Genomic DNA, 22,451 nt, shown 5'->3' on the forward strand with positions numbered 1-22,451 from the left:
GGCACGACGGATCACCGATATAATACTGTATAAATAAACAGTGTTATGGAAATTTCAACCAAGCTGGAAATCCTGGCCGACGCCGCGAAATACGACGCCTCGTGCGCCAGCAGCGGGGCTCCCCGGCGCGATTCGAAGGGGCGCGAGGGTCTGGGCGCCAGTACCGGGGCGGGCATCTGCCATAGCTTCACGCCCGATGGCCGCTGTGTTTCGTTGCTGAAGATACTGCTCACCAACTTCTGCCAGTACGACTGCCAGTATTGCGTCAATCGCCGATCCAGCAACGTGCCGCGTGCGCGGTTCCTTCCCCGTGAAGTGGTCGATCTCACGCTCGACTTCTATCGCCGCAATTACATCGATGGGCTGTTTCTCAGTTCGGGCATCATCCGCAGCGCCGACTACACCATGGAACAGCTGGTCGAAGTTGCGCGATCATTGCGTGACACGCACCAGTTTCGCGGCTACATCCACCTGAAGACCATTCCCGATGCCGACCCGCGCCTGATCACGCTGGCCGGCCAGTACGCCGACCGCCTCAGCGTGAACATCGAACTGCCCACTGAACAAGGGCTGTATCGCCTGGCGCCCGAAAAAAACTCGCATACCATCAAGCGCGCCATGGGATCGATCCGGCTGGCCCAGGAAGTAGCGCTGGAAGAAAAGCGCGGCAGTGCGCCTGCGGGGCAGAGCACCCAGATGATCGTGGGCGCCGACGACGCCGATGACCGCGCCATACTGAATACGGCGCAAAACCTGTACGGTGCGTACAAGCTCAAGCGTGTCTATTACTCCGCGTTCAGCCCCATACCCGACAGCCCCGCGGGTCTGCCGGCCCAGGCGCCGCCGCTATTGCGCGAACATCGCCTGTACCAGGCTGATTTCCTGCTGCGCGGCTACGGATTCCGGGCCGAAGAGCTGTTCCAGGTGTCGGGTGATCTGCCACTGGATATCGACCCCAAGTTGGCGTGGGCGCTGGCGCATCGCGAATCGTTCCCCGTCGATCTGAACCGGGCCTCGCAGCGGCTGATCGCGCGCGTGCCCGGCATCGGCATGCGCAATGCCAAACGCCTGGTTGAATTGCGCCGCTTGCGAGCGATACGTTACCAAGACCTGGTTCGGCTGCGCTGTCCCATGGACAAGGTCCGGCCGTTCGTCGTGGTGCAAGACTACAAGCCCCGGCAGGCCGATTCACCTTCCGAGCAATTGCGTCGAGCGCTGACACAGGCGCCGGCGCAGTTGTCCCTGTTATGAGCCACGCCGAACTGCACCGCCTGGTCGTCTGCGACGGCTACGCGGGTTGGCGCGTGCAGGCATTGCGGGCCCTCGCTGCGCACTGGGCACCCGAAATGCTCAGCTGGATCGAGGGCGCACCGGGCGCGCGAGCCGCCGGGCAGATCGAGCTGGGCTACTCGGCAGACCCGGCGCCCGCGGACACCCGCCTCACCTCGCAGCCGGGGGCGGCGCTTCCCGCCACTTCCACACTGCGCATATCAAGAGCCATGTCCGAACTGTTGGCCAAGGCCGCGCAGTACCGCTGGCCGGGTCGCTGGGCGCTGATGTACCGCGCGCTGTGGCGCTGGGCGCACGGCGATCGGGCGGTCGCGTCCGCCGCCGACGAAGACGGCGCAAAGTTGCACGCCATGGCCAAGGCCGTACGGCGATGCCACCATGACATGATTGCGTACGTGCGCTTCCATCGCAGCGAGCGCGCCGGCTTGCCGCAGTACCTTGCGTGGTACGAACCTGAACATGACGTCCTGGCCGATGCGGCAGAGCACTTCGCGCGTCGCATGGGCAATGCCAGCTGGTGCGTCGGCACGCCCCATGGCCTGGCCCTGTGGGACGGGCAGTCTCTGACCCTGACCGACGCGCCCGGTGATGCACAAGATCTGCAGGCCGACGCCGCCGCCGACAACGTGCAGGCGCTGTGGCAGCTGTATTACAAAAGCACCTTCAACCCCGCGCGCCTGAACGAAACGGCGCTGGAACAGCGCATGCCGGTGCGTTTCTGGAAGGGGCTGCCCGAGGCATCGCTGATCCCTTCGATGATCGCGGAAGCCCGCCAAGGTGCCCGCCAGCTGGGCCAGGCCAGCGGCATACGCATCATGCGAGGCAAGCCGGTGGTGGTCGATGCAGAACGGGCGCAGCCGCAGCGGCCGACGGCCACCACACTCGAGCAATGTCGCCGGTGCGAACTCTGGCGCAATGCCACACAGGTTGTGCCGGGGCAGGGCAGCGAGACGGCGTGCCTGATGCTGGTCGGTGAACAGCCGGGTGATCACGAAGACCTGGCCGGCCGGGTCTTCGTCGGACCGGCCGGGCAGGTGCTCGACGAAGCGTTGCATCGCGCCGGCGTGGCGCGGGACACGCTCTACCTGACCAACGCGGTCAAACATTTCAAATGGGAAGCACGCGGCAAGCGGCGCCTGCACAAATCGCCCGCTCAACGCGAAGTCGAGGCCTGTGCGCACTGGCTGAATGACGAAATCGAGCGAGTGCGGCCGGCCGTCATCGTGACGCTGGGCGCCACGGCCCTGACCGCGGTGCTGGGCCGCAAGGCCAGCCTGCAGGCCCATATGGCCGAACCGCTGCGCATGGGCCACGCCTGGCTGCTGGCCACCTGGCACCCGTCATACGCACTGCGCGTCGAAGAGGCCGCGGCGCGGGAAAGGGTCGTCTCGCAAATCGCCCATGCCATCGCACGCGGCCAGCAGCTGGCCAGCGGCCGTTGAGCCTTTCGCGCTCAACTTTGGGCCAGTTTCTTCTTCATGCGCTCGTAGTCTTTTTCGTATCGGCGAGCCAGCCGGACTTTCTGCGACTCGGTCAGGATCTTCCCCGAGATCTGGAAGAACTTTTTTTCTTCTTCCCGCAGATGGTGATGGACTTGCTCTGACAGCTTCCGGGCCTGCGCCAGCCAGCTGCCGCCGTCCGGCTCGGCCTTGGCCAGTTCTTCGACGCATTCATCGATTTCGTGGTGCTCGGCCAGCGCGTGTCGCGAAGAGTTCAGGCCCATGTCGTCCATCAGCATGGGCGCGTAAAGAAAGCGCTCTTCCGCCGCCGCATGGGCGGCCAATTCAATTTTCAATGCGCGAAAGATTTCCTGACGACCGTTGCCTTGCGCGGGCGCGCGCACCAGACGGCGGCACAGCGTGCGCTGCACCTCGTGGCTTGCCCGCAGGGCTTCATAGATATGGTCAGCCGACATCGTTGCATTCCTCCGGTTGTACGCGACAGGCGCGCGGACATTATGCCGAATCAGGCGGCTTCATGCAGACCGAAGCCACCGCTGTCGGGGCGGACGCAACATTCAGCGGCATTGTGCCTGACTGTGCACAATGCATCACTTTGCCAACGCCAGGGAAAATGCCGGAATATAGGTAACCAGGAACAGCACCACCACCATCATCAGCACGAAGGGCAAGATGGCGCGCCCCACGTCCCATAGTTTGAGCTTGCTGATCGCCATGCCGATGAACAGGCAATAGCCGATGGGCGGTGCCGCCATGCCGATCGCCACGTTGGTGACGATCATGCTGCCGAAGTGGATGGGGTCCACGCCATATTGACGCGCAATCGCGATCAGCATCGGGCCCAGTATCACCATGATGGCGACTTCATCCATCACCGCAGCCAGCAGGAAGAAGCCGATGTTCAGTACCGCGAGCATCATCCATTTGCTGTGCACATGGTCGGCAAGCCAGGCGGTCAGCGCCGGCGCCAGCTGCTCTTGGGCCACCAGCACGCCGAAGCCCTGCGAAAACCCGACAATGGCCAGCACCAGCGCCGTGGTCGAAATGGCCCGCGTGATGATGCCACCCAGGTCCGCCACCTTCAGCGTACGTTCGATGAACAGGGTCACCAGCAAGGCGTACAGGCACGCCACCACGGCGGCCTCGGTGGGGGTAAAGACGCCCAGGTAGATGCCGCCCAGTACGATCATCGGCGCCAACAATACCCACGCGCCTTCCCGCAGCGCGCTGACAATCTCGCCTCGGCTGGCGCGCGGGCTGCATGCCAGGCCATTGCGCCTCGCATGCAGCAGCACCAATGCAGCCATGCCGGCCGCCATCAACAGGCCCGGTACCACGCCGGACAGGAACAGCTTCACAATGGACTGTTCGGCGATAACGCCCCAGATGACGAAAGCAATCGACGGCGGGATCAACGGAGCCAGCACCCCGGCCGACACGCACAGCGCGGTGGCATACGCCTTGGAGTATCCCCGTTCAGTCATCGCGGGAATTATCACGGCGCCTATCGCCGCCGTGGTGGCAGGCGCCGATCCACTGATGGCCGCAAACACAACTGCGGCCAGAATCGCAACCAGGCCCAGCCCGCCGGGCAGGTGGCGAACGAACACATCCGCCACATTGACCAGCCGCCGCGACAGCCCGCCTGCCGACATGATTTCCCCTGCCAGCATGAAGAACGGAATGGCCAGCAGGCTGAAGCTCTGTGTGCCCGCCATCAGAGTCTGGGGCAGCAGCATCGGGTCCATGCCGGTGACGGCGATCGACCCGATGACGCAGATCGCGAGCGCGAACGCGAACGGCACACCCAGCAGAACCAGCCCCGCGAATCCCAATGAGAGAATGGCGGCGACTTCGGTCATGGCGCGGCCTCATGAGGGTCCGGCTCGTCGCCCGCGGGCTTGCCCTGCAGCAGCCGTTCAAGCGCAAACAGCCCCACCAGCACGCCGCTGACGACGCAGCTGGCATATAGCAGCGGCATGGGGTACCCGGCCGCGGCAGAGGTCATTCCAGCGGCGCTTTCGGTGTAATGCCATCCCGCCACGGCCAGGTACAGTCCGGTAAAGGCCATGGCGGCCAGCACGCACCGTTCGACCCAGCGGCGCAAGCGGCGCGGCAGCGCATCGAGCAACAGGTCCATGCGTACGTGGATACCCTGGCGCACGCCGTAGGCCAGACCCAGCAGTACTGTCCAGCTGAACGCCAGCAGCGCCACTTCCTCGGTCCATGACGGGGGCGCGTTGAACCCCGAGCGCATGATCACTTGCACGGCCAGCGCGCCCAGCATCACCACCGTCAGGCCGCGCACCGCATAGCAGGTGGCCGTCGCCAGCCATTCCATGGCTGCATTCATTTCGGCGCGGGTGCCGCCGCCAGCACGGCGTCGATCAAGTCGCCTTGCCCGGCCTTGCGCGCCTTGTCATACACCGGCGCAACCGCCGATCGGAAGTCCGCGACGTTGCCGATCGGGTTCACCTTCATCTGCGTCTTTTCGAGATCGGCGAGAGCTCGGGGCGCCTGGCCAGCCATGGCCTGCCGTTGATCCTGCACGGCATCTCTCGCCGCGGCGCGGACCCATTCTTGTTGTTGGGCGGGCAGTCTGTCCAGAAAGCGCTTGCCCATCAAAAGCTCATAAGCCGTGAACGTGTGCTTGGTCAGCGACAAGTATTTGGCGAATTCGCTGACCTTTAGTGGCTCAATCAGGGCCACGGGCAGCTCTAGTCCGTCGATAGTGCCCTGTTGAATGGCGGTGATGGTCTCGCCCCACGCCATCGGCACCGCCGCTCCACCCAGCGAATTCACCAGATCGATATAAATGGGGTTCTGCATGACCCGCACTTTCACGCCCTGCAGGTCTGCCGGCTGCGCCACCGGACGCTTGTTGTTGATCATGCTGCGGAACCCGCCTTCGAAATACCCCAGCACCACCACCCCCTTGGAAGCCATGCGCCGAGTCAGTTCGGCGCCCACGTCGCCGTCCAGCACCTTGTGCACATGGGCTTCGCTCTCGAACAGGAAGGGCAGGTCCAGGACGCCAAAAGCTGGTTCCGTCTGGGCCGTGACGGCGTTGGTGACGACGGCCGCGTCTACGGTGCCGAAGCGCACTCCTTCGACCAGCTGCTTGTCGTCGCCCAGCTGGCGGTTCGGGTACAGCTGGACCTGCATGGCGCCGTTCGAGTGCTTTTCAAGCGCCTGTTTGAATGCGCGCGCGCTCATGGCCAGGGGATCGGTCGCGCTATCAGACGTAGGCCAGCCGAGCTTGATGACGGTAGCAGCCTGAGCCGGTGTATGTCCGAACGCGGCGCAAGCCACGGCTAGCGCAGCGGCACGGATAAGCTGTCTCTTGTTCATGCGGGTCTCCTTTTATAGGGAAATCGCGGCGCAGTGCGGAGCCTTAGCCGTCGAAGTCGTACAGTCTTGCGGGGTTGTCCACCAGTACCTGGCGAAAGGTCGCTTCATCATCCGTCCAGGCTCGCAATGCGGTCAGCACGGCGGCCGAGTCCACATCGAACGCAGGGCTGACATCGTGCGGATCCGGCCGCGTCCCGGGCTGCGGATGAGGCCAGTCGCTGCCCCATACCATGCGGTCCGGGCCGGTAGCGATGAACAGCCGGGCCAGCGCTTTCATGTCGGCGTACCCTGACGCCTGCGACAGCCGATACGGCGCCGACAGCTTGATGTAGGCATTGCCTGCTGCGACCAGCTCCAGCACAGCTTGCAGTCCCGCCTGGTGCACACCGCCTGCCGCGTACGCGCCGGCATAGTGATCCAGCACCACGGGAACGGGGAGCGCGGCCAGCACCTCGGCGCATGCCGCCAGCAACGGCAGATTGGCATAGACCTGCACATGCCAGCCCAGGCGCGACACGCGCGCGGCGGTGCTGCGCAGCTGCGCAGTCGCCGCGGCCGCGTCGCTGGCCTGATCGATCTCCAGATTGACGCGCACGCCTCGCACGCCCAACGCATGCATGGCGTCCAGCTCGCGCTCGGCCATGTTGTTGTCGATGACCGCCACACCCCGGCCGCGGCGCGGGCCCAGCTGCCGTAAAGCCTGCAAGGTCGCCGCATTGTCCGCCGCGTACACGCTGGGCTGCACGATGACGACGCGTTCAATGCCCAGCACGTCGTGCCATTGCACCAGTTCATCTACCGAGGCCAGAGGCGGTGTGTACCGTCGCGACTCGGCCCATGGGTAAAGCCGTGGGTCCAGAAATACGTGGGTATGGCAGTCGCAGGTGCCGCGTGGCAGCCCAAGGGATGAGGAGAGAGCTTGCATGCTTTGGTAAGTGCCGCACACGGTGAAGGTCTGGGCACCATAGCGCCACCGTCCCCCGGTATGGAAGGCTCGCCGTCTTCGGAATTTCATCTATTGAACTTTGTATGCGCGGAGTGGCGCGCGGGCGACCTGGGTGGCCCCGCGGCGGCCGGCCGGCGCCGTTCTCCCAGCGTCTGCCCCCGGCAGTCGATTGTTGGACCGCCTTGAATTGACAAGCCAAGCCCGCGCATTTATTCAGCGGCCTGTCGATGCCACCATGGAATCGGTAAGCGCTTGCGCCGTCACGAGCCCCCGCAGCACCCATGACCCGAACCATGATGAACTCCATTTTTCAGGACACCTGACATGATCATTTCTCCGCCCGCGGCCTTCGCCGCCAGTGAGCCCGAGGCCGCTTGCCGCAATCGCCTGCTGATCCCCGCGCTGGGCCGGGTCTACGCCCGGGCAGAGCCCCTGCTGTACGCGGTGCTGCGCCTGGTTTTCGGCATCATCATGCTCACCCATGGCGTGCCGAAGGCATTGGGCATCCCGCACGGGTCCATGGCCGATCCCATGGCGGGTTCCATCAACCTGATTCAGAACGTCATGGGCCTGCCCTTTGCGCCACAGGCGGCGTTTCTGGTCATGCTGCTGGAAACCGTCGGCGCGGTGATGCTGGCCATCGGGCTCTGGACGCGGGCGGTGGCTTTGGCAATTGCGGTGCAGATGGCAGGTATCTGCTACGTGCTGGGCCCCACCTGGCCGTGGATAGATCGCGGCATCGAGTTTCCAGTGCTTATGCTGTTCCTGGCCTTGTATATTGCAGTGCGTGGGAGTGGCATTTTCGCGGCCGACCGCAGACTCAAGCGCCATCTCTGACGACCCGCGCTGCAAGGCGCGCCCAAGAACCTGGACGAAAGCATGCAGGCTTCAATCCCTGGACGTGGCCCCGTCGCCCTGCTGTCCGAGGCGCTGCCGGATGGCGGAAGCCGCAATACTGCGGCGTCGTGTACGAGGCCGTGCCCCCGGCCAGCCGGCTAGCTGCCGTGCGTAGCGGCAAATCCCTCTCGAGCATGTTCACGCGGCCCGCGGGCCTCTGTGGCGTGGCCATGCTGCTCTTTATGGCCGCTTGCGCGGTGCCCGATGGCCGGCACGCGGCGCCTCGCGAGGTTTCCTTCCAGGCCTACCAACAGGAAACGGTCCATCTGCTGCTGCAGCGGCGTAGTTTCCAGACGGGCGATCGCGCCTCGGAACTGGCCTGGAATGCGCCTCGCGAATGGCGGCCCGCCCACCCCGCCAGCAAGGGCATTCTGCTGGTTCACGGCCTGGGCGATTCGCCCTGGTCGTTCCACGACCTCGCCTCGCAGCTGGCCGAGTTGGGGTTCCTCGTGCGCACGGTGCTGCTGCCCGGTCACGGTACGCACCCGCGCGACCTGCTGGACGTCACCCTCGAGGACTGGCAGCGCGTGGTTGCCGAACAAGCCCAGGCCTTGCGCCGTGATGTGTCGCAGGTATATCTGGGAGGCTTCTCCACGGGCGCCAACCTGGTGATGGACTACGCGTCCGCGCATCCGGACATTGCCGGGCTGCTGCTCTTCTCGCCGGGCTTCATGTCCAACAGCGCCTACGACTGGCTCGCGCCCTGGATAGGTTGGATACGTCCCTGGCTGTTGCCGCCGGACGGTGTGCGTCCCATGCAGAGCGCGGTGCGCTACATGACCGTACCCACCAACGGATTTGCGCAGTACTACCGAAGCAGCCGCCAGGCGCGCGCGTCCCTGCAGCGGGCGCCTTACCCCAAACCCGTGCTGATGGTCGTGGCCGAACATGATTCGGTACTCGATGGCGCCTACCTGGCGAATCTGTTCAGCGCTCGTTTCAACCATCCCGCCAGCCGGCTCGTCTGGTACGGCAACGAAGGCGGGGCATTCTCGCGCGATCCGCGCATTGTCGTTCGGCCGGACCATCTGCCCGACCTGCGCATCAGCCAGTTTTCGCACATGGGCCTGCTGTTTTCACCGGAAAATGTGCTGTATGGCGCCCAGGGCAGCCTGCGCATCTGCTGGAACGGGCAGACCGACGCCCAGCGAGTCGAATGCGAGCAGGGGGCGCCGGTGTGGTTTTCGGACTGGGGATACCGGGAAGCGGACAAGATCCATGCACGGCTGACTTACAACCCGTACTTCGACTGGCAGTCTCAAATCATGGCGGGGGTGCTGGCCGAACCGGGGCCCACCGCACCGGACAGGGTGTCGGACGCCACGGACGACCCGGGAGGGCAGTCCCGCTAAAGTTGCGGCCCGCCGCGCGCTGCTGCGCCATGCGCAGGCGCGGCATAAACTGCGGGCATCTCTAACCGCGGAGTAGGCTCATGAAAACACCCATGCTCATCGCGTCGATGGCCGTACTGGCCGGTTGCGCGCCAGCGCATCACGATGTCCCGGTTGGTCTGGCCAACCCCGCATCCGTATATTGCCAGGAGCAGGGCGGCCAGCTGCGCCTGGAGAACCGGCCTGGCGGTCAAGTGGGTATCTGCGTGATGCCCAGTGGCGAAGAGATCGAAGAATGGGCGCTTTATCGCCGCGATCATCCTGCGCCGAAGTAGCGGCGCGTCCCGCTGGCGTGCGGCCAAGCACCCGAGCCGCACCGGATAGCCGCACCGGATAGCTGCACCGGATAGCTGCACCGGATAGCTGCACCGGACGGCTCGCCTGCCGCACGATCATCGCCGGCCCGGCACTTGTAGCGGGCAGCGCCGGACGGCCAGGCCAGTCGCTGTGCTTTTCATCCCGATGCCCGGCTCGCATTGCCGGATCGCCGCGCCATTCCGCTGTCGCCCCGTCCGCGTTCTTGGGCAGGCATGGCGCTGCCGCGTGCTCACTGCAGCCCGATTCAGGAGAACTCGCGGCGCAGAGGCACCTACAGGTGGAAATGCCCGGCTGCTTCCGGTTGGTAAAGAACCTTGGCAATCTGAATGTGGCGGGTCTGGTCGTCGATGCGCCAATCGATGGCGTCGCCTTCCTGGTAGCCCAGGATGGCAGCGCCTATGTCCGAGAACACAGACATTTTGCCTGCATTGGCGTCGGCGTCGTCGGAGTAAACCAGGGCGACTTCCATGGACTGGCCGTCCACCTGCAGCAAGGCTCGTGAATTCATCGTGACCACATCTGGCGGCACCTGCCGAGGTGCAACCACTACCGCCCGCTCTATTTCATGCTCGAGTTCGACAACCGCCGGGCCATGTTCAAGCTGCAGCAAGTGGGTCAGCCGGGCCTTGTCCATTTCGGTGATATAGATTTCGGAAGCGTCATCCAGCACGCCTTCGCGCAAAAGCCCCAGATATCGCTCTGACGTGAGCGTAAAGCACTTCAGGGTCGGCGTTTCTCGTTCGAGCACGAAGCCGCAGCGCAGGAACGCTTTCTGCGACCGCGCGTTGTCCGGATGGATTTTGGCCACCAGCTTTTCGGCCCGCATGTCGAAGAATGCCAGCTTCATGGCTTCGCGAATGGTGCTGGCGCCAAGCTTGCGGCCCCACTTCTCGCGGTCGCCTATCACCAGGACGATTTCGCAGTCGGGCCCGGACTTGACCAGCCGGACAAAGCCCACCGGAACGTCGTGACGATCGTAGGCCATGAAGAAACGGCCGCCACGGTTGAATAGATGGGTCAGTATCGGAAGTTGTGTCCGGTCGATGGTCTGTTCTATAAACCGCGAGACATCGCGCGAATCGCTCAAATAGCAGATCACCCGCTCGTCTTGCAGCCAGTCCATCAGTGTCAGAGCATGTGCCCGTGTGATCTCGGGGCACAGCGAAATGAAAGGCTTGTTCATCTTCACCAGAATCGGTTGAATGAAAGCCCTTCATGGCGACGGCCATGACGGTTCTTTCTGCGCAGCGCTGATTATAGGACAGTCGCGAGCGCGGGCTGCATCACCCCTGCCGTCAAATCATGGCCGGCCGCAACCGCTGGGCGTCGGAAATCCGTGGCCTGAGACGCAGCCAGTGCTTCACGGCTCGACGCGCAGCTCAGCAAGACCGTATGGACTGAAGCTGTACGTTCCAATGAAATCAAGCTAGCATGGCGCTCTTCGCGTGCTTCCACCCATCCCGATGGACCTGAAACAGCTGCGCCAGTTTGTTGTTCTCAGTGAAACTCTCAACATCAGCCTGGCCGCTCAGAAACTCTATTTAGGGCAGCCGGCGCTGTCGGTGTCGCTCCGGAAGCTCGAAGAAGAATGGGGCTGCCAATTGTTCGAGCGCACTCCGCGCGGCATGCGGCTCACCATGGCGGGTTCTGCTGCGCTGGAAGATGCCCGGCGAGCCCTCATGCATGCTTATCAGGCGCGCGACAAGGCGCGGCTGGTTGCAACCGGCCAAGCGGGCACGCTCAAATTGGGATTCATCGGCTCGGCAATGAGCACGATCTTGCCTAGATTACTGGCATGGTTCTGCCTGCGACACCCTCAAATCCGACTTGAACCGCTGGAACATACAAATTCCACCATCGTCGAACTCGTCAAGAGCGGGGACATCGATATCGGCGTCGTCCGGTTACCGATCGGCGATCATCCCGACCTCAGCATTGCCCACTTGCAGGACGACTGGCTGGAGGTGGTCATGCCCCGCAATCATCCCTTGGCAGCGCGGCAGCATGTAACCCTTGCCGAGGTTGCCGGGTATCCCTTCATCCAATATACGGGCGAAGTGCATGGCGGTCTGTCCCACATCATCGAAGGTCTTTTCCAGGCTGAGGGCCTCATGCCCAACATGACTCATAAGGCGGTGCAGGTTCAATCGGTCGTGGGTCTGGTGGACGCGGGGCTGGGTTTGGGCATAGTTCCGAATTCCCTTGCCTCCCGGCTTCCCGATTCCTTGGTGCTGCGGCCACTGGCAGGCGACCATGCGCCCAAGACAAGCCTGGGCGTGATCATGCCAGCCACATCTCCCAGCCCGGCGTGCGAGCTGTTCCATGCAGCCGCCATGGATTGGAAATCTTCAACGCTGCAAGTCCGGTAAGGCCTGCCGCTCCCAGCCACTCAAGCGCTCGATGGCACGAGCCACCCGCAGCACCGTCGCCTCGTCGAAGTATCGGCCGACCACTTGCACTGCCAAAGGCAAGCCTTGCGCGGACAATCCGACTGGCACGGTGACCGTCGGATGGCCCGTCACATTGAAGATATAGGTTTGTACGGGCCAGAACCGAAAGTACGGCGTAGGCTCGAAGGGCGGCGCCACATCGAGCGTCACCGCGGTCAGCAGTACGTCGACGTCTTCCAGCACCCGGTTGACGTTGGCGGCCAGCTGCCGCCTCACTCGCATTGCCGTCAAGTAATCTTCGGAACCGATCGCGGCGCCAAGCACGAAGCGGGGCAATGTGAGTTCACCGTAGTCGCCCGGACGCTCGCGGATCCAGTCCCGATGCACAGAAAATATTTCGGCGCTGTTGATCACACGCCCACATGCCAGAAAGACGGCGGGATCCGGCAGAGTGACCTCGCTCACATTGGCGCCGGCCTCCTCGAGCTGGGCTTCCGTATTGGACATGGCGTCGAGAAAAGCGGCAGAGGCAAGCGGGGAACTCTGAAAGGTATGCCGGGGCACGCCTACTCGAAGCGTCTTTACTCCTAGCTCCAGGTCCTTCGTATAGTCGGCTACCGGCACGCCAGCGCTCGAGGGGTCGCGCGCGTCATGCCCCGCCAGCACTTGCAGCGTCAGGGCGGCATCTTCGACGCTGCGCGCCAGGGGGCCACAATGGTCAAGCGTCCAGGACAGTGGAAAGACGCCGTATTTAGAGACGCGGCCATACGTGGGTTTCAAACCCACGGCGCCGCACCAGGCAGCAGGAACTCCGATCGAGCCCCCAGTGCAGGTTCCCAGTGCAATCCGGGTGTAGCCGGCCGCGATCGCGGCCCCCGAGCCAGACGACGAGCCGCCCGGGATACGGGTCAGGTCCCAGGGGTTGCGCGCGGGCGGGAACGGCAGATCGAAACTCGGCCCCCCCAATGCAAACTCATGGGTGGCGAGCTTTCCGAGCAGAACGGCACCGGCGTCGCGCAGCTTTTGCACCGGCCCCGAATCGTCTTCGGCCACATGGTCCAGGCGCAATTTGGAATGACAGGTCGTGGGTTGCCCGGCGACGTCGTACAGGTCTTTGACCGCTACCGGAATACCATGCAACGGCGAGCGGACATGGCCGTTGGCGATCTCGGCATCGGCCTGGCGCGCTGCCTCAAGCGCGCCGGCCGAATCCACACGTATGAAGGCGCAGGTGCGGGCGTTGGTGGCTGCGATGCGGTCCAGCAGCGACTGGGTCAGTGCGACCGAGGTCTGCAGGCCGCTGCGCAACTGCTCGGCTTGCAGGCGGATGGAAGTGTCGGTGCTCATGACCTCTCCCGCGGCGCGATGACCGTCATGATTTGAGCCGGTGCACTGCGGTCAAGCTGCTTTTCCAGCAAGTTCATTTGGTCTCGCAGTAGGCGGTACTCTGCCAGTACCAGTTCAAGCCGATCATCGGGAACCTTGATCCGGTTCCGGCCGAGTATCTCGAGCAACGCTTGCATGTCGCCGTCAGCGGAAACTGATGCCTCCGACATGGAGAACCTCACAATTGCTCGATGTTGGCTTCTTGCACGACGCGCTTCCACTTTTCGACATCCCGCGCGATGAAAGCCTGGGTGTCGCTGGCGCTTTGCCATATGGTCAGGTTGCCGAGTCCCGCAAACCTCGCGCGGATGGGCTCGCTTTCGAGAATGGCCTTCATTTCCGCGTTCAACCTGTCGATGATCTCGCGCGGGGCGCCTTTGGGAGCCAACAGCACGGTCCAGGCGGCTTCATGAAATCCGGACAGCATTTGCGGACTTTGCTCGGCCAGCGTGACCCACTCGGGAGCCAATGAAGACCGTTCGCGGGTTGCGATGCCAATGCCCTTGACGCGGTTTGCTTCCACATGCTGCCGGCCACTGGACATTTCATCGAAAGCAATATCGACCTGCTCGCCGATGAGGGCATTCATCGTCGGCCCGGCGCCTTGGAACGGAACATGAACCATCTTCAGACCCGTCGCCAGGCTGAATACCTCCATGGCCATGTGCGACGAAGTCCCGTTGCCCGGGCTTCCGTAGGTCAGTCCTTCTGGTCGGCTCTTGGCCACCCGGATCACGTCTTCTACGGTGGATACCTCCAGGCCCGGCCGACTGACCAGGATGAGCGGCCCCTCGTTGATCGTGCTCACGGCCTCGAAGTCGTTCACGATGTCGTAGCCGACATCTTTATAGAGCGCCGCGCCGATGGTCTGCGCGGTTGTGCCGATCAGAAGCGTATAGCCGTCGGGCTTGGACCTCGCCACGTAGCGCGACCCGACATTGCCGGCGGCCCCGGACCGATTCTCGATGACCACGCTCACGTTCAGGCGCTCGCTCAGTTCCTTGCCGATCAGACGGCCGACGAAGTCGGTGGCCCCCCCAGGCGGAAAGGGCACCACGAGTGAGATGGGTTTATCCGGCCATGCTGCCTGGGCGACGGAGGAAACGGCGCAAAGCAGACAGGCCAGCAAGGAACTCAGAGGCTTCTTCATAGTTGCCCTTACCTTCTTGAAGGTGAATGAAAACAGAATGAGGGCCGGGTTCTGGTTCGTATGGCCGGCGCGTCGTCGCGAGCAACTATACGAAGCGTGCAACGGCATTGACCAATACCGTTTGATAATGGAGATATTGAAAGTATCAATAGCCCGGCATGTATGCCTTCATGCCGCTTGACGCTTGTTCGGGGAAAACCCGGGCACCGCTGCCGCCTGGCGGCCGGGCGCCGAAAGAATAGGCGGGCGCGGGCCGGGAGCGCTCATGCCTGGTCTTTCAAATACACGGCGAATTTTCCCAGCTGCAGTTCGCTTTCTTCGATTTCCTGCAAACTGGCGCGCCCGCCTCGAGCAACCAGCAAGGCCACGAGCGTTTGCGCCACGGAAAGCGCGGGGGCCACCGACGGAAACAACGACGGCGTCGCGTTGGCCACCACAATCAGCGCGGCGGCGCGGGCCGCGATCGGCGACACGACACTGTCGGTGACGCTGACCACGCGCAAACCGCGCCCGCGTGCGAACCGCACCGCCGACACTGCGTCGCGCGCATAGGGCTCGCAACTGAACACCAGCAGTGCATCGTCGGGACCGGCGCGGCGCAGGTCGTCGGCGAACGTCCCCGCGATGCCGGACAACAGCGTCGTATTGTGCTTGAACATGCCGCAGGCATAGTTGAAGTAGAACGCGGCTGGAAACAGACTGCGCAAGCCCGCTACATAGATGTGGCGGGCTGCGGCCAGAATATCGGCCGCAGCCCGGATGGCATCCAGTCCCGCCGGCTCCAGCAACGATTGCAGATTGCCGACGTCGGCGTGCACCAGTTCGCGCACCAGGCTCTCGGTTTTGTCGCGCGCGCCGCGCTGTTGCAGCGCCGTCGCGCGCTGCGCGAACGAACCGGCCCCTTTGGCCAGCCAGTTGCGGTACACCGTACGCAGCGCCTCATAGCCATCAAAGCCCAGGTGCCGCGCCAGGCGGTGCATGGCGCTGGATTGCAGGCCGGCTTCGGTTGCCACAGCCCGCATGGAGTGAAGCGCGATGGCCTGGGGATTGTCGATGACATAGCGGGCGGCACGTTGCAGTGTGGGTGGCAGCGTGTCGTACTGCTCTTCGATGAGTTTATCGACCGCGCTCTTGTTCATCGACGTTCCTGTGTTGATGCCGGGCTCCTATTTTACGGTTGCCGTGGCGGCGATCGCGGCGTCGATCGATACGCCCAGCAGTTCGACCGCGGCGTCCAGTTCGGCCCTGCTGGTCAGGTAGGGCGGGGCCAGCAGCACGTGGTCGCCGCGCTCGCCGTCTATCGTGCCGCCGCCCGGATAGCACAACAGCCCTCGCGCCAGCGCCTCTTGCTTGATACGCGCGTGCAGCTGCAGCGCGGCATCGAACGGCGTGTCGGGCTCGCGGCGGGCCACCAGTTCGATGGCCTGGAACAGGCCGCGTCCACGGATGTCGCCCACGTGGGGATGGTCGGCGAAGCGCGCGCGCAATTGCGCATGCAGATAGGCGCCGAGTTGGTCCGACTGCTGCACCAGCCCATCGCGCGCCACGACGCGCTGCACGGCAAGGGCGGCGGCACACGCCACGGGGTGGCCTACATAGGTATGGCCGTGCTGGAAGGAGCCCGACCCCGCGATAATGGCGTCGACCACCCGGTCGTGCGCCATCACGGCCGCGATGGGCTGATAGCCCCCGCCCAGCCCTTTGGCCAGGCATAGCAGGTCGGGCACCACATCTTCGCGCTCGAATGCATGATAGACCCCGGTGCGGCCCAGTCCGGACATCACTTCGTCGAGGATCAGCAGCACGCCGTAGCGGTCGCACACGGCGCGGATCTTGCGGAAATAGCCAGGCACCGCGCATACGGCGCCGGCCGTGGCCCCAACCACGGTTTCCGCGATGAACGCGCTGACAGTGTGCGGCCCCAGCGCCAGGATCTTCTGTTCCAGTTCGTCGGCCAGCCGAGTGCCATAGGCCTCGTCGGACTCGCCGGGGTGGCGGTAGTGACGGGCGAAGCAGGGCGAGACATGGTGGCTGTCGGGCAGCAGGGGCTGGTACAGCGCGCGCCGTCCGCGGTGGCCGCCGATGGCCAGCGCGCCCAGCGTGTTGCCGTGGTAGCTCTGCATGCGGGCGATGTTGTGGCACCGGCCCGGTTCGCCGCGCTCGACGTGGTACTGCCGCGCCATTTTCAGCGCGGTTTCCACGGCCTCGGAACCACTGGACAGGAAGTAGACATGTTCAAGGCCGGCGGGCGAGCGCTGCGTCAGCACCTCGGCGAGCTGCTCGGCGGGTTCGGAGGTAAAAAAACTGGTGTGCGCGTATTCCAGCTGGCGGATCTGCTCGACCACCGCCTCGATGACTTCGGGATGGCCATGCCCCAGGCACGACACCGCTGCCCCGCCCGAGCCATCGTAATAGCGCCGGCCGGCCGGATCGACGAGGAAGCTGCCCTCGCCACGCAGCGCGGTGGCGGGCGGTTTGCGGGGATTGCGGTGAAAGATGTGCGTCATGGAGAGAGATGGCCGGGTCGGTTGACTCGGGTGCCCGAAAAGTAGATCATATGATTCATACTATCAGAAAATAGATCATATGATCACTTCCGGCTGGGCCCGGCCAGTGCGCGGATCCACTACAGGAGCATGACCATGAAAATTGCGTGCGTGCAGATGCGCAGCACTGAGAACCTGCAGGAAAACCTGGCCAAGGCAAGCGCCTATATCGCGCAGGCTGCCGGCCAGGGCGCCGAACTGGTGGTACTGCCGGAATTCTTCAATACAATCTTTTTCGCCCAGTACCAGGACTCCAAATATCACGCGCTGGCTGAACGCGATGACGGTCCGAGCGTTACCGCCATGCGTGAAGCCGCGCAGCGGCACGGCGTCGCGGTCGTCGCCACGCTTTACGAGCAGGTCGAGGCCGGGCTGTATTTTGATACGGCCATGCATATCGACCCCGCCGGCGAGATCATCTTCAAATACCGCAAGGTTCATCCCGCCGCCGTGCATAGTCTGGAAAAAATCTACTTCCGCTATGGCTCACGCTTCGATACGTACCGTCTGGACGGCTGGCGCGTCGGCATCGGTATCTGCTATGACATGGGTTTTCCTGAAACCGCCCGTTGCCTGGCGGCCAATGGCGCCGAGCTGTTGATCGCCCCGTACGCTACCTCACGCACGTACATGTTCCAGGAGGTACTGCGCACCCGTGCCTTCGAAAACGGCTGCTACCTGGTTGCCGCCAACAAGGTGGGGCGCGAAGGCGATTGGAGTATGGGCGGCGGCAGTCTGATCACGTCGCCCGACGGCACGGTGCTGCAAAGCGCCGGCACCACCGAAGAAGCATTGCTGGTGTCCGATATCGACCCGGCCCAAGTCGAGCAAGCCCGCATCGCCTATCCATCGCGGCGCGACCGGCGGCCTGATCTTTATGGCGCGCTGGTGCGCGAGGCAGATGCAAACCTGTAGCAAGCATCCAGAAATCTAACGACGCATAATTCCAGCGAATTCATGCACAAGGGGTTTACCACCATGAAGAAGCAAATCCGTTCTGGCCGCGGCACCGTGCGCCGCCAGGCCCTGAAACTCTTGGCCTGGCCAGCCGCTGCCGCAATGGCGCTGGCGCTGGGCTCGCAACCCGCCCACGCCGCCGACAACTGGCCCACCAAACCCATCGTGCTGGTCGTGCCTTTTGCCGCCGGGGGCACCACCGACCTCCTGGCCCGCCTGGTGGCCGACGGCATGTCCAAGGGCCTGAAGCAGAACGTCATCGTCGAGAACAAGCCCGGCGCGGGCGCCAACATCGGCGCGGCCGAAGTGGCGCGCGCTGCGCCCGACGGCTACACGCTGCTGATGGGCACGCCCGGACCGCTGGCCATCAACCCGTATGTGTATTCGCAGATGCCGTTCGATCCGGCCAAGGATTTCACTGCCGTATCGTATGTGGCTGATGTGCCGAACGTCATCCTGGCCAACCCGGCAACTGGCCTGAAGAACATTCCCGACCTGCTCGCCCGAGCGAAGGAAAAACCCGGCCAGCTGAACTGGGGTTCACCCGGTGTGGGCAGCACCGGCCACATCCAGCTGGAACTGCTCAAGCAGCTTTCGGGCGTCGACATCGCGCACGTACCCTACAAGGGCGCCTCGCAGGCGTCGGCCGACCTGATGGCGGGCCACATCGAACTGGCGGGCGACAACGTGCCCACCGCCCTGGCGAACATCCGGGCCGGCAAGCTGGTGGCCCTGGGAGTGGCCAGCAATGACGAACTGGAAGTGCTGCCAGGTGTGCGGCCCGTACGCGAAGCGGTGCCGGGCTATCTGCTGCCGTCATGGTTCGTCATCGTGGCACCGGCGGGTACGCCGCAACCCATCGTCGACAAAATCAGTGCCGTGATCGATGCCTTCGAGAAAGAGGCGGCCACTATCGAGAAGTTCCGCGAACTGGGCGCCGTGCCGATTGGCGGTCCCGCCGAGCGCCTGGCCAAGCACCTGAAGGCCGAGCAGGCGCGCTACGGCGACGTGCTGAAGAACATCCAAGGAACATCCAAATGACGCGCAGGCGCCTGGCCGTCGCACGCTTGTGGTTCGAGGGCAATGCCTTCGGGCCGGTCCCTGCGGGCATGCCGCAGTTCGAACAATACGAATGGCATGCCGGCCCCGCCGTACTCGATGCTATGCGCGGCACCGCCACCGAGCTGGGCGCCGTGGCCCGATTCGCGGATACGCATCCCGAATGGGAAGTCGTGGTGCTGCGCTGCGCGGCCGCGCTGCCTGCCGGCCCCATTGATGAAGCCGTGATGCAGCGCTACACGGAAGAGGTACGCGCCAGCCTGCAGGCCGGCATGGCCCATGGCGGCTGGGACGCGGTCTATCTGTCGCTGCATGGCGCCGCCATCACCGGCCAGCGCGAAACCCCGGAACTGGACATCGCCCGCATGGTGCGCGAACTGCTGCCCGGCGTGCCGCTGGGGGCCAGCTTCGACCTGCACGGCAACATGCCCCCGGCCTGGGCGGACGTCCTCGACATCGCCTCCGTGTATCGCACGCACCCGCATATCGATATGGATGAAGTCGCCGACCGCGTGCTCGACGGCCTGGTGCGCTGCGCAACCCGGGGCCTGCGCACGCGGCGCGTGCTGCTCAATGAAGGCGTGATACTGCCCAGTATCAATATGCGCACCGCCCCCGGCGGTCCCATGCACGTGCTGGAGCAGGCCGCCCGCGACGCCACGGTGGGGCCGGTGATCGACGTGTCGGTGTTCGGTGGTTTTCCCTATTCGGATACCGCGGCCACCGGCGCATCGGTATTCGTCGTCAGCGATGCCGAGGCCGATCCCGACGGGCAGGCCGCCCAGGCGGCCGCCCGCCAGGTGATGAACCGCATCCACGAATTGGCCGAGGCATTTCGCATGCGGCTGCCGTCGGCTGCCGAGGCCGTTGCCGCGGCGCTTGCCAGCACCAGACCTGGCCTGATTGCGGTCACGGATTCCGGTGACAACCCGCTGTCAGGCGGCGGGGGCGACACGCCAGGGTTGTTCCAGGCCTTGATCGACGCACAGCCGCAGGTGCCCACGCTGTTCGCCAGCTTTGCCGACCCGGTTACCGTGCGGGCCGCACGCCGCGCCGGAGTGGGCCAGCCCGTACAAGCCACGCTGGGTGGCCGCAATGGCCCGCATTTTGGCGCGGGCGTTCCGGTGCAAGCTGTCGTGGAACGTCTGACCGACGGTGTGTTTGTCAATGCAGGCCCCATGCAAACCGGCGTGGAACGGCGCTGCGGCCAGACCGCGGTGCTGCGCATTCAGGGCCTGCCGTCGCTGCGCGTCATCGTGACCGAACGCGTGGTGGCGGCGGACGATCCGGCCTTCTATACATTGCATGGCGTCGATCCCGCCGAACTGCGGCTGCTGTGCGTCAAGGCAAAGAACCATTTTCGCGCCGCGTTCGCGCAGCGCTGCGCCGAAATCATCGATTGCGATGCGCCCGGGCCGGCCTGTCTGGACTTATCCATGCTGCCTTTCAAGCATCGCCATATCCCTGTGGGATACTGATACGCGGGGCGTGACACCCGGTATCAGTACGGTTCTGCCCCGGCGTTCTATGCAGGTGTCTGATTCCCGCCCGGGGTCAGACATCAACGTCTGGACTATCCGCGCACGTAGATGCCAGACACCGAGAAGCCCGGACTTGCCGCCGCACGCCTTCTCCAACTTCTTCAGTGCCGGCCAGGTCGACTGCGTTTTCGTCGTGCCCGACGAACGTACTTCGTGCGTACTCGATGCGCTGATCGATGGTGCCGACATCGGCACCGCCGGGGTGGCGATATCCAGCAGCGCCGCGATCGCTTTGACTCCTGCTCAGCAAGACAAGTGTGCTGGTGATTGTGCTCATCGTCCAGATTCCAAAGAAATGCTGCGGCCCAGTGCGATCACTATAAAAAACTGCCAAATAGTCTATTGAATATCGTGCAGCAGGGCGGTGGCGTTAGCCGTGGACGCTTTCGCCTCCTGGGAAGAAACGCGTCCTGGCCTTCTTGTATCAACGGGTGCCGCGTTAAAGTCAATATAGTGAAAATACGGACATGGCAGAGTTCAATATATTGTTGACATGTAGAACGCCACTTAGATAGCATCTCCTCACGGCGTGGGTCCGACCAGAGAGGCGGCCCAGCCGCGGGGTCATACGACCGCGCGGCGAACCGACACATCACGGGGGAATGCAGATGTCGAAGGATTTCTTTGCACCGGCTGAATTCGCCGACCGCCAGCGCCGGGTTCGCGAGGTCATGCGGCACAAGAACCTCGATATCCTGCTGGTCACATCCCCCATACACATCAGTTATCTGACTGGCGCGACAGCCAAGGCCTATCAGGTTTTCCAATGTCTGTTCTTCACGCAGGAAGAAAAGCCGCTGACGCTGTTGCTGCGCATGAGCGATGTCGCCGAGGTGAAGGACCACAGTCTTGCCGATGACGTGCGCGGATGGGGCGGGCGTCGCTACGAAGACCCGATAGCAGCGTTCGCCGAGATCATGGCGGCCAAGGGGATGCTGAGCGCGCGCATAGGCCTGGAAATGCCGGCCTATTACCTGAGTGTGCACAATTATCTGAAGATCAAAGATGTATTGCGCGATGCAACGGTCCAGGACGAAACGTCCCTCGTGGAAGACCTGAAGCTGGTCAAGTCCCCCGCTGAACTCGCCTACGTCAGGAAGGCGGCCGCGGTCGCGGACGAGGGATTGATCGCCATAGAGAAGGTGCTCAAGCTGGGAGCCACCGAACGCGAGGTGGCTGCCGAGGCGCACCGCGCGATGATGGCGGCTGGCGGGGACAGCCCGCCCAGCCCGATGAACTTCGTCTCCGGCCCACGTACCTGCTATGCGCACGGGATGCCGTCGGACCGTGCGCTGCAGGCCGGGGATTTCATGCACATCGAGTTCGGCGGTCAGTATCGCCGCTATTGCTCGACCGTCGCGCGGCACTATGCCATGGGCGAGCCCTCGGCTCGCGCCAGACAGCTGCACGACGTCACTTACGCAGCCTCGCAAGCCTGCATTCGCATGATGAAGGCTGGGGTGCGCGCCGAAGATGTGCACAAAACCGCCGTGGAGGTTATCCGCGAAGCCGGTCTGGAGCGCTACAACCTGCACACTACCGGCTACGGCATCGCGCCCGGCTTCCCCCCTTCGTGGGGCGAGTCCATCAACCTGTTCGACAAGAGCGAGTCCATTCTGGAAGCCGGCATGGTCCTCTCCATCGAGCCGCCGGTGTTCATCCATGAGGAAGGCATAGGCGCGCGCTTGATCGACTGCGTCATCGTGCACAAGGATCATGCCGAGGTGCTGTCGTCGTACCCCGCCGACCTGGTGGTTCGTTGACTGGCG

Annotated in this window: 21 protein-coding genes; 11 read left to right on the plus strand and 10 right to left on the minus strand. The window is 63.9% G+C overall.

Annotated elements, in window-relative coordinates:
* The first annotated feature begins 45 nt into the window (after positions 1-45).
* Together ACV17W_RS15250 and ACV17W_RS15255 are read left to right on the plus strand one after the other, a co-directional pair.
* Entirely contained in the window at positions 46-1,251 is a 1,206-nt protein-coding gene (locus tag ACV17W_RS15250; RefSeq protein ID WP_462593173.1) for a putative DNA modification/repair radical SAM protein, read from the plus strand.
* Positions 1,248-2,732: a UdgX family uracil-DNA binding protein gene (locus ACV17W_RS15255; protein ID WP_462593174.1), complete on the plus strand. Its 1,485-nt coding sequence runs from the start codon at positions 1,248-1,250 to the stop codon at positions 2,730-2,732. The genes ACV17W_RS15250 and ACV17W_RS15255 overlap by 4 nt, the downstream gene beginning before the upstream one ends.
* Before the next feature lie 11 nt (positions 2,733-2,743).
* On the opposite strand, the gene ACV17W_RS15260 is transcribed toward ACV17W_RS15255, so the two are convergent.
* The 5 genes from ACV17W_RS15260 to ACV17W_RS15280 all read right to left on the minus strand — a co-directional run bounded on the left by ACV17W_RS15260 (position 2,744) and on the right by ACV17W_RS15280 (position 7,026).
* Positions 2,744-3,205, minus strand: a complete 462-nt coding sequence (locus tag ACV17W_RS15260) for a hemerythrin domain-containing protein (RefSeq protein WP_462593175.1) — start codon at positions 3,203-3,205, stop codon at positions 2,744-2,746.
* Between the two features lie 135 nt (positions 3,206-3,340).
* Positions 3,341-4,612, minus strand: coding sequence for a TRAP transporter large permease (locus ACV17W_RS15265; RefSeq protein ID WP_462593176.1), 1,272 nt, complete (start codon positions 4,610-4,612; stop codon positions 3,341-3,343).
* Complete coding sequence (locus tag ACV17W_RS15270; RefSeq protein WP_462593177.1) at positions 4,609-5,091, minus strand: TRAP transporter small permease; 483 nt, start codon at positions 5,089-5,091, stop codon at positions 4,609-4,611. Before ACV17W_RS15270 ends, ACV17W_RS15265 begins: the two co-directional genes overlap by 4 nt.
* Positions 5,092-5,099: 8 nt before the next feature.
* Complete coding sequence (locus ACV17W_RS15275; RefSeq protein ID WP_462593178.1) at positions 5,100-6,101, minus strand: TRAP transporter substrate-binding protein; 1,002 nt, start codon at positions 6,099-6,101, stop codon at positions 5,100-5,102.
* Between the two features lie 43 nt (positions 6,102-6,144).
* Positions 6,145-7,026 carry an amidohydrolase family protein gene (locus ACV17W_RS15280; RefSeq protein WP_462593179.1) on the minus strand — a complete coding sequence of 294 codons (882 nt, stop codon included), beginning with the start codon at positions 7,024-7,026 and terminating at the stop codon, positions 6,145-6,147.
* A 345-nt stretch (positions 7,027-7,371) separates the two neighbouring features.
* Between ACV17W_RS15280 and ACV17W_RS15285 the strand changes: the two genes are divergently transcribed.
* From ACV17W_RS15285 to ACV17W_RS15295, 3 genes are all read left to right on the plus strand, one after another.
* Positions 7,372-7,884: a DoxX family protein gene (locus tag ACV17W_RS15285; RefSeq protein ID WP_462593180.1), complete on the plus strand. Its 513-nt coding sequence runs from the start codon at positions 7,372-7,374 to the stop codon at positions 7,882-7,884.
* Positions 7,885-8,114: 230 nt separating this feature from the next.
* Entirely contained in the window at positions 8,115-9,296 is a 1,182-nt protein-coding gene (locus ACV17W_RS15290) for an alpha/beta hydrolase (RefSeq protein WP_462593181.1), read from the plus strand.
* Positions 9,297-9,376: 80 nt separating this feature from the next.
* Complete coding sequence (locus ACV17W_RS15295) at positions 9,377-9,610, plus strand: putative hemolysin (protein WP_462593182.1); 234 nt, start codon at positions 9,377-9,379, stop codon at positions 9,608-9,610.
* Positions 9,611-9,924: 314 nt separating this feature from the next.
* Here ACV17W_RS15295 and ACV17W_RS15300 read toward each other — a convergent pair whose 3' ends face one another.
* Complete coding sequence (locus tag ACV17W_RS15300) at positions 9,925-10,836, minus strand: bifunctional GNAT family N-acetyltransferase/nucleoside diphosphate kinase regulator (RefSeq protein ID WP_462593183.1); 912 nt, start codon at positions 10,834-10,836, stop codon at positions 9,925-9,927.
* Between the two features lie 280 nt (positions 10,837-11,116).
* On the opposite strand from ACV17W_RS15300, the gene ACV17W_RS15305 reads away from it, so the two are divergent.
* Positions 11,117-12,022: a LysR substrate-binding domain-containing protein gene (locus tag ACV17W_RS15305; RefSeq protein ID WP_462593184.1), complete on the plus strand. Its 906-nt coding sequence runs from the start codon at positions 11,117-11,119 to the stop codon at positions 12,020-12,022.
* On the opposite strand, the gene ACV17W_RS15310 is transcribed toward ACV17W_RS15305, so the two are convergent.
* From ACV17W_RS15310 to ACV17W_RS15325, 4 genes are all read right to left on the minus strand, one after another.
* A complete protein-coding gene (locus tag ACV17W_RS15310; RefSeq protein ID WP_462593185.1) occupies positions 12,002-13,390 on the minus strand; it encodes an amidase in 1,389 nt (462 codons plus the stop codon). The genes ACV17W_RS15305 and ACV17W_RS15310 overlap by 21 nt on opposite strands.
* A gap of 217 nt (positions 13,391-13,607) precedes the next feature.
* Positions 13,608-14,579 carry a tripartite tricarboxylate transporter substrate binding protein gene (locus ACV17W_RS15315; protein WP_462593186.1) on the minus strand — a complete coding sequence of 324 codons (972 nt, stop codon included), beginning with the start codon at positions 14,577-14,579 and terminating at the stop codon, positions 13,608-13,610.
* 263 nt (positions 14,580-14,842) lie between these two features.
* Positions 14,843-15,718, minus strand: a complete 876-nt coding sequence (locus ACV17W_RS15320) for a MurR/RpiR family transcriptional regulator (protein ID WP_462593187.1) — start codon at positions 15,716-15,718, stop codon at positions 14,843-14,845.
* A 27-nt stretch (positions 15,719-15,745) separates the two neighbouring features.
* Positions 15,746-17,086, minus strand: a complete 1,341-nt coding sequence (locus ACV17W_RS15325; protein ID WP_462593188.1) for an aspartate aminotransferase family protein — start codon at positions 17,084-17,086, stop codon at positions 15,746-15,748.
* 135 nt (positions 17,087-17,221) lie between these two features.
* Between ACV17W_RS15325 and ACV17W_RS15330 the strand changes: the two genes are divergently transcribed.
* The 5 genes from ACV17W_RS15330 to ACV17W_RS15350 all read left to right on the plus strand — a co-directional run bounded on the left by ACV17W_RS15330 (position 17,222) and on the right by ACV17W_RS15350 (position 22,445).
* Positions 17,222-18,040, plus strand: a complete 819-nt coding sequence (locus tag ACV17W_RS15330; RefSeq protein WP_462593189.1) for a carbon-nitrogen hydrolase family protein — start codon at positions 17,222-17,224, stop codon at positions 18,038-18,040.
* 63 nt (positions 18,041-18,103) lie between these two features.
* Positions 18,104-19,123, plus strand: a complete 1,020-nt coding sequence (locus ACV17W_RS15335) for a Bug family tripartite tricarboxylate transporter substrate binding protein (RefSeq protein WP_462593190.1) — start codon at positions 18,104-18,106, stop codon at positions 19,121-19,123.
* On the plus strand, positions 19,120-20,619 hold the full coding sequence (locus tag ACV17W_RS15340) for a M81 family metallopeptidase (RefSeq protein WP_462593191.1): 1,500 nt from the start codon (positions 19,120-19,122) through the stop codon (positions 20,617-20,619). Before ACV17W_RS15335 ends, ACV17W_RS15340 begins: the two co-directional genes overlap by 4 nt.
* A gap of 136 nt (positions 20,620-20,755) precedes the next feature.
* Complete coding sequence (locus tag ACV17W_RS15345; RefSeq protein WP_462593192.1) at positions 20,756-21,028, plus strand: hypothetical protein; 273 nt, start codon at positions 20,756-20,758, stop codon at positions 21,026-21,028.
* Between the two features lie 262 nt (positions 21,029-21,290).
* Positions 21,291-22,445, plus strand: a complete 1,155-nt coding sequence (locus tag ACV17W_RS15350) for a M24 family metallopeptidase (protein ID WP_462593193.1) — start codon at positions 21,291-21,293, stop codon at positions 22,443-22,445.
* The last annotated feature ends 6 nt before the right edge of the window (positions 22,446-22,451 follow it).

This window comes from Bordetella sp. MIP270_01_BMS (assembly GCF_054958705.1).

Excerpts from the sequence above, each read along its gene's own strand:
- ACV17W_RS15305 (WP_462593184.1), top strand. The coding sequence starts at position 11,117 with ATGGACCTGAAACAGCTGCGCCAGTTTGTTGTTCTCAGTGAAACTCTC.
- ACV17W_RS15260 (WP_462593175.1), bottom strand. The coding sequence starts at position 3,205 with ATGTCGGCTGACCATATCTATGAAGCCCTGCGGGCAAGCCACGAGGTG.
- ACV17W_RS15310 (WP_462593185.1), bottom strand. The coding sequence starts at position 13,390 with ATGAGCACCGACACTTCCATCCGCCTGCAAGCCGAGCAGTTGCGCAGC.
- ACV17W_RS15265 (WP_462593176.1), bottom strand. The coding sequence starts at position 4,612 with ATGACCGAAGTCGCCGCCATTCTCTCATTGGGATTCGCGGGGCTGGTT.
- ACV17W_RS15290 (WP_462593181.1), top strand. The coding sequence starts at position 8,115 with ATGCTGCTCTTTATGGCCGCTTGCGCGGTGCCCGATGGCCGGCACGCG.
- ACV17W_RS15285 (WP_462593180.1), top strand. The coding sequence starts at position 7,372 with ATGATCATTTCTCCGCCCGCGGCCTTCGCCGCCAGTGAGCCCGAGGCC.
- ACV17W_RS15350 (WP_462593193.1), top strand. The coding sequence starts at position 21,291 with ATGTCGAAGGATTTCTTTGCACCGGCTGAATTCGCCGACCGCCAGCGC.
- ACV17W_RS15300 (WP_462593183.1), bottom strand. The coding sequence starts at position 10,836 with ATGAACAAGCCTTTCATTTCGCTGTGCCCCGAGATCACACGGGCACAT.
- ACV17W_RS15250 (WP_462593173.1), top strand. The coding sequence starts at position 46 with ATGGAAATTTCAACCAAGCTGGAAATCCTGGCCGACGCCGCGAAATAC.
- ACV17W_RS15255 (WP_462593174.1), top strand. The coding sequence starts at position 1,248 with ATGAGCCACGCCGAACTGCACCGCCTGGTCGTCTGCGACGGCTACGCG.
- ACV17W_RS15335 (WP_462593190.1), top strand. The coding sequence starts at position 18,104 with ATGAAGAAGCAAATCCGTTCTGGCCGCGGCACCGTGCGCCGCCAGGCC.
- ACV17W_RS15295 (WP_462593182.1), top strand. The coding sequence starts at position 9,377 with ATGAAAACACCCATGCTCATCGCGTCGATGGCCGTACTGGCCGGTTGC.
- ACV17W_RS15270 (WP_462593177.1), bottom strand. The coding sequence starts at position 5,091 with ATGGAATGGCTGGCGACGGCCACCTGCTATGCGGTGCGCGGCCTGACG.
- ACV17W_RS15315 (WP_462593186.1), bottom strand. The coding sequence starts at position 14,579 with ATGAAGAAGCCTCTGAGTTCCTTGCTGGCCTGTCTGCTTTGCGCCGTT.
- ACV17W_RS15325 (WP_462593188.1), bottom strand. The coding sequence starts at position 17,086 with ATGACGCACATCTTTCACCGCAATCCCCGCAAACCGCCCGCCACCGCG.
- ACV17W_RS15320 (WP_462593187.1), bottom strand. The coding sequence starts at position 15,718 with ATGAACAAGAGCGCGGTCGATAAACTCATCGAAGAGCAGTACGACACG.
- ACV17W_RS15280 (WP_462593179.1), bottom strand. The coding sequence starts at position 7,026 with ATGCAAGCTCTCTCCTCATCCCTTGGGCTGCCACGCGGCACCTGCGAC.
- ACV17W_RS15330 (WP_462593189.1), top strand. The coding sequence starts at position 17,222 with ATGAAAATTGCGTGCGTGCAGATGCGCAGCACTGAGAACCTGCAGGAA.
- ACV17W_RS15340 (WP_462593191.1), top strand. The coding sequence starts at position 19,120 with ATGACGCGCAGGCGCCTGGCCGTCGCACGCTTGTGGTTCGAGGGCAAT.
- ACV17W_RS15275 (WP_462593178.1), bottom strand. The coding sequence starts at position 6,101 with ATGAACAAGAGACAGCTTATCCGTGCCGCTGCGCTAGCCGTGGCTTGC.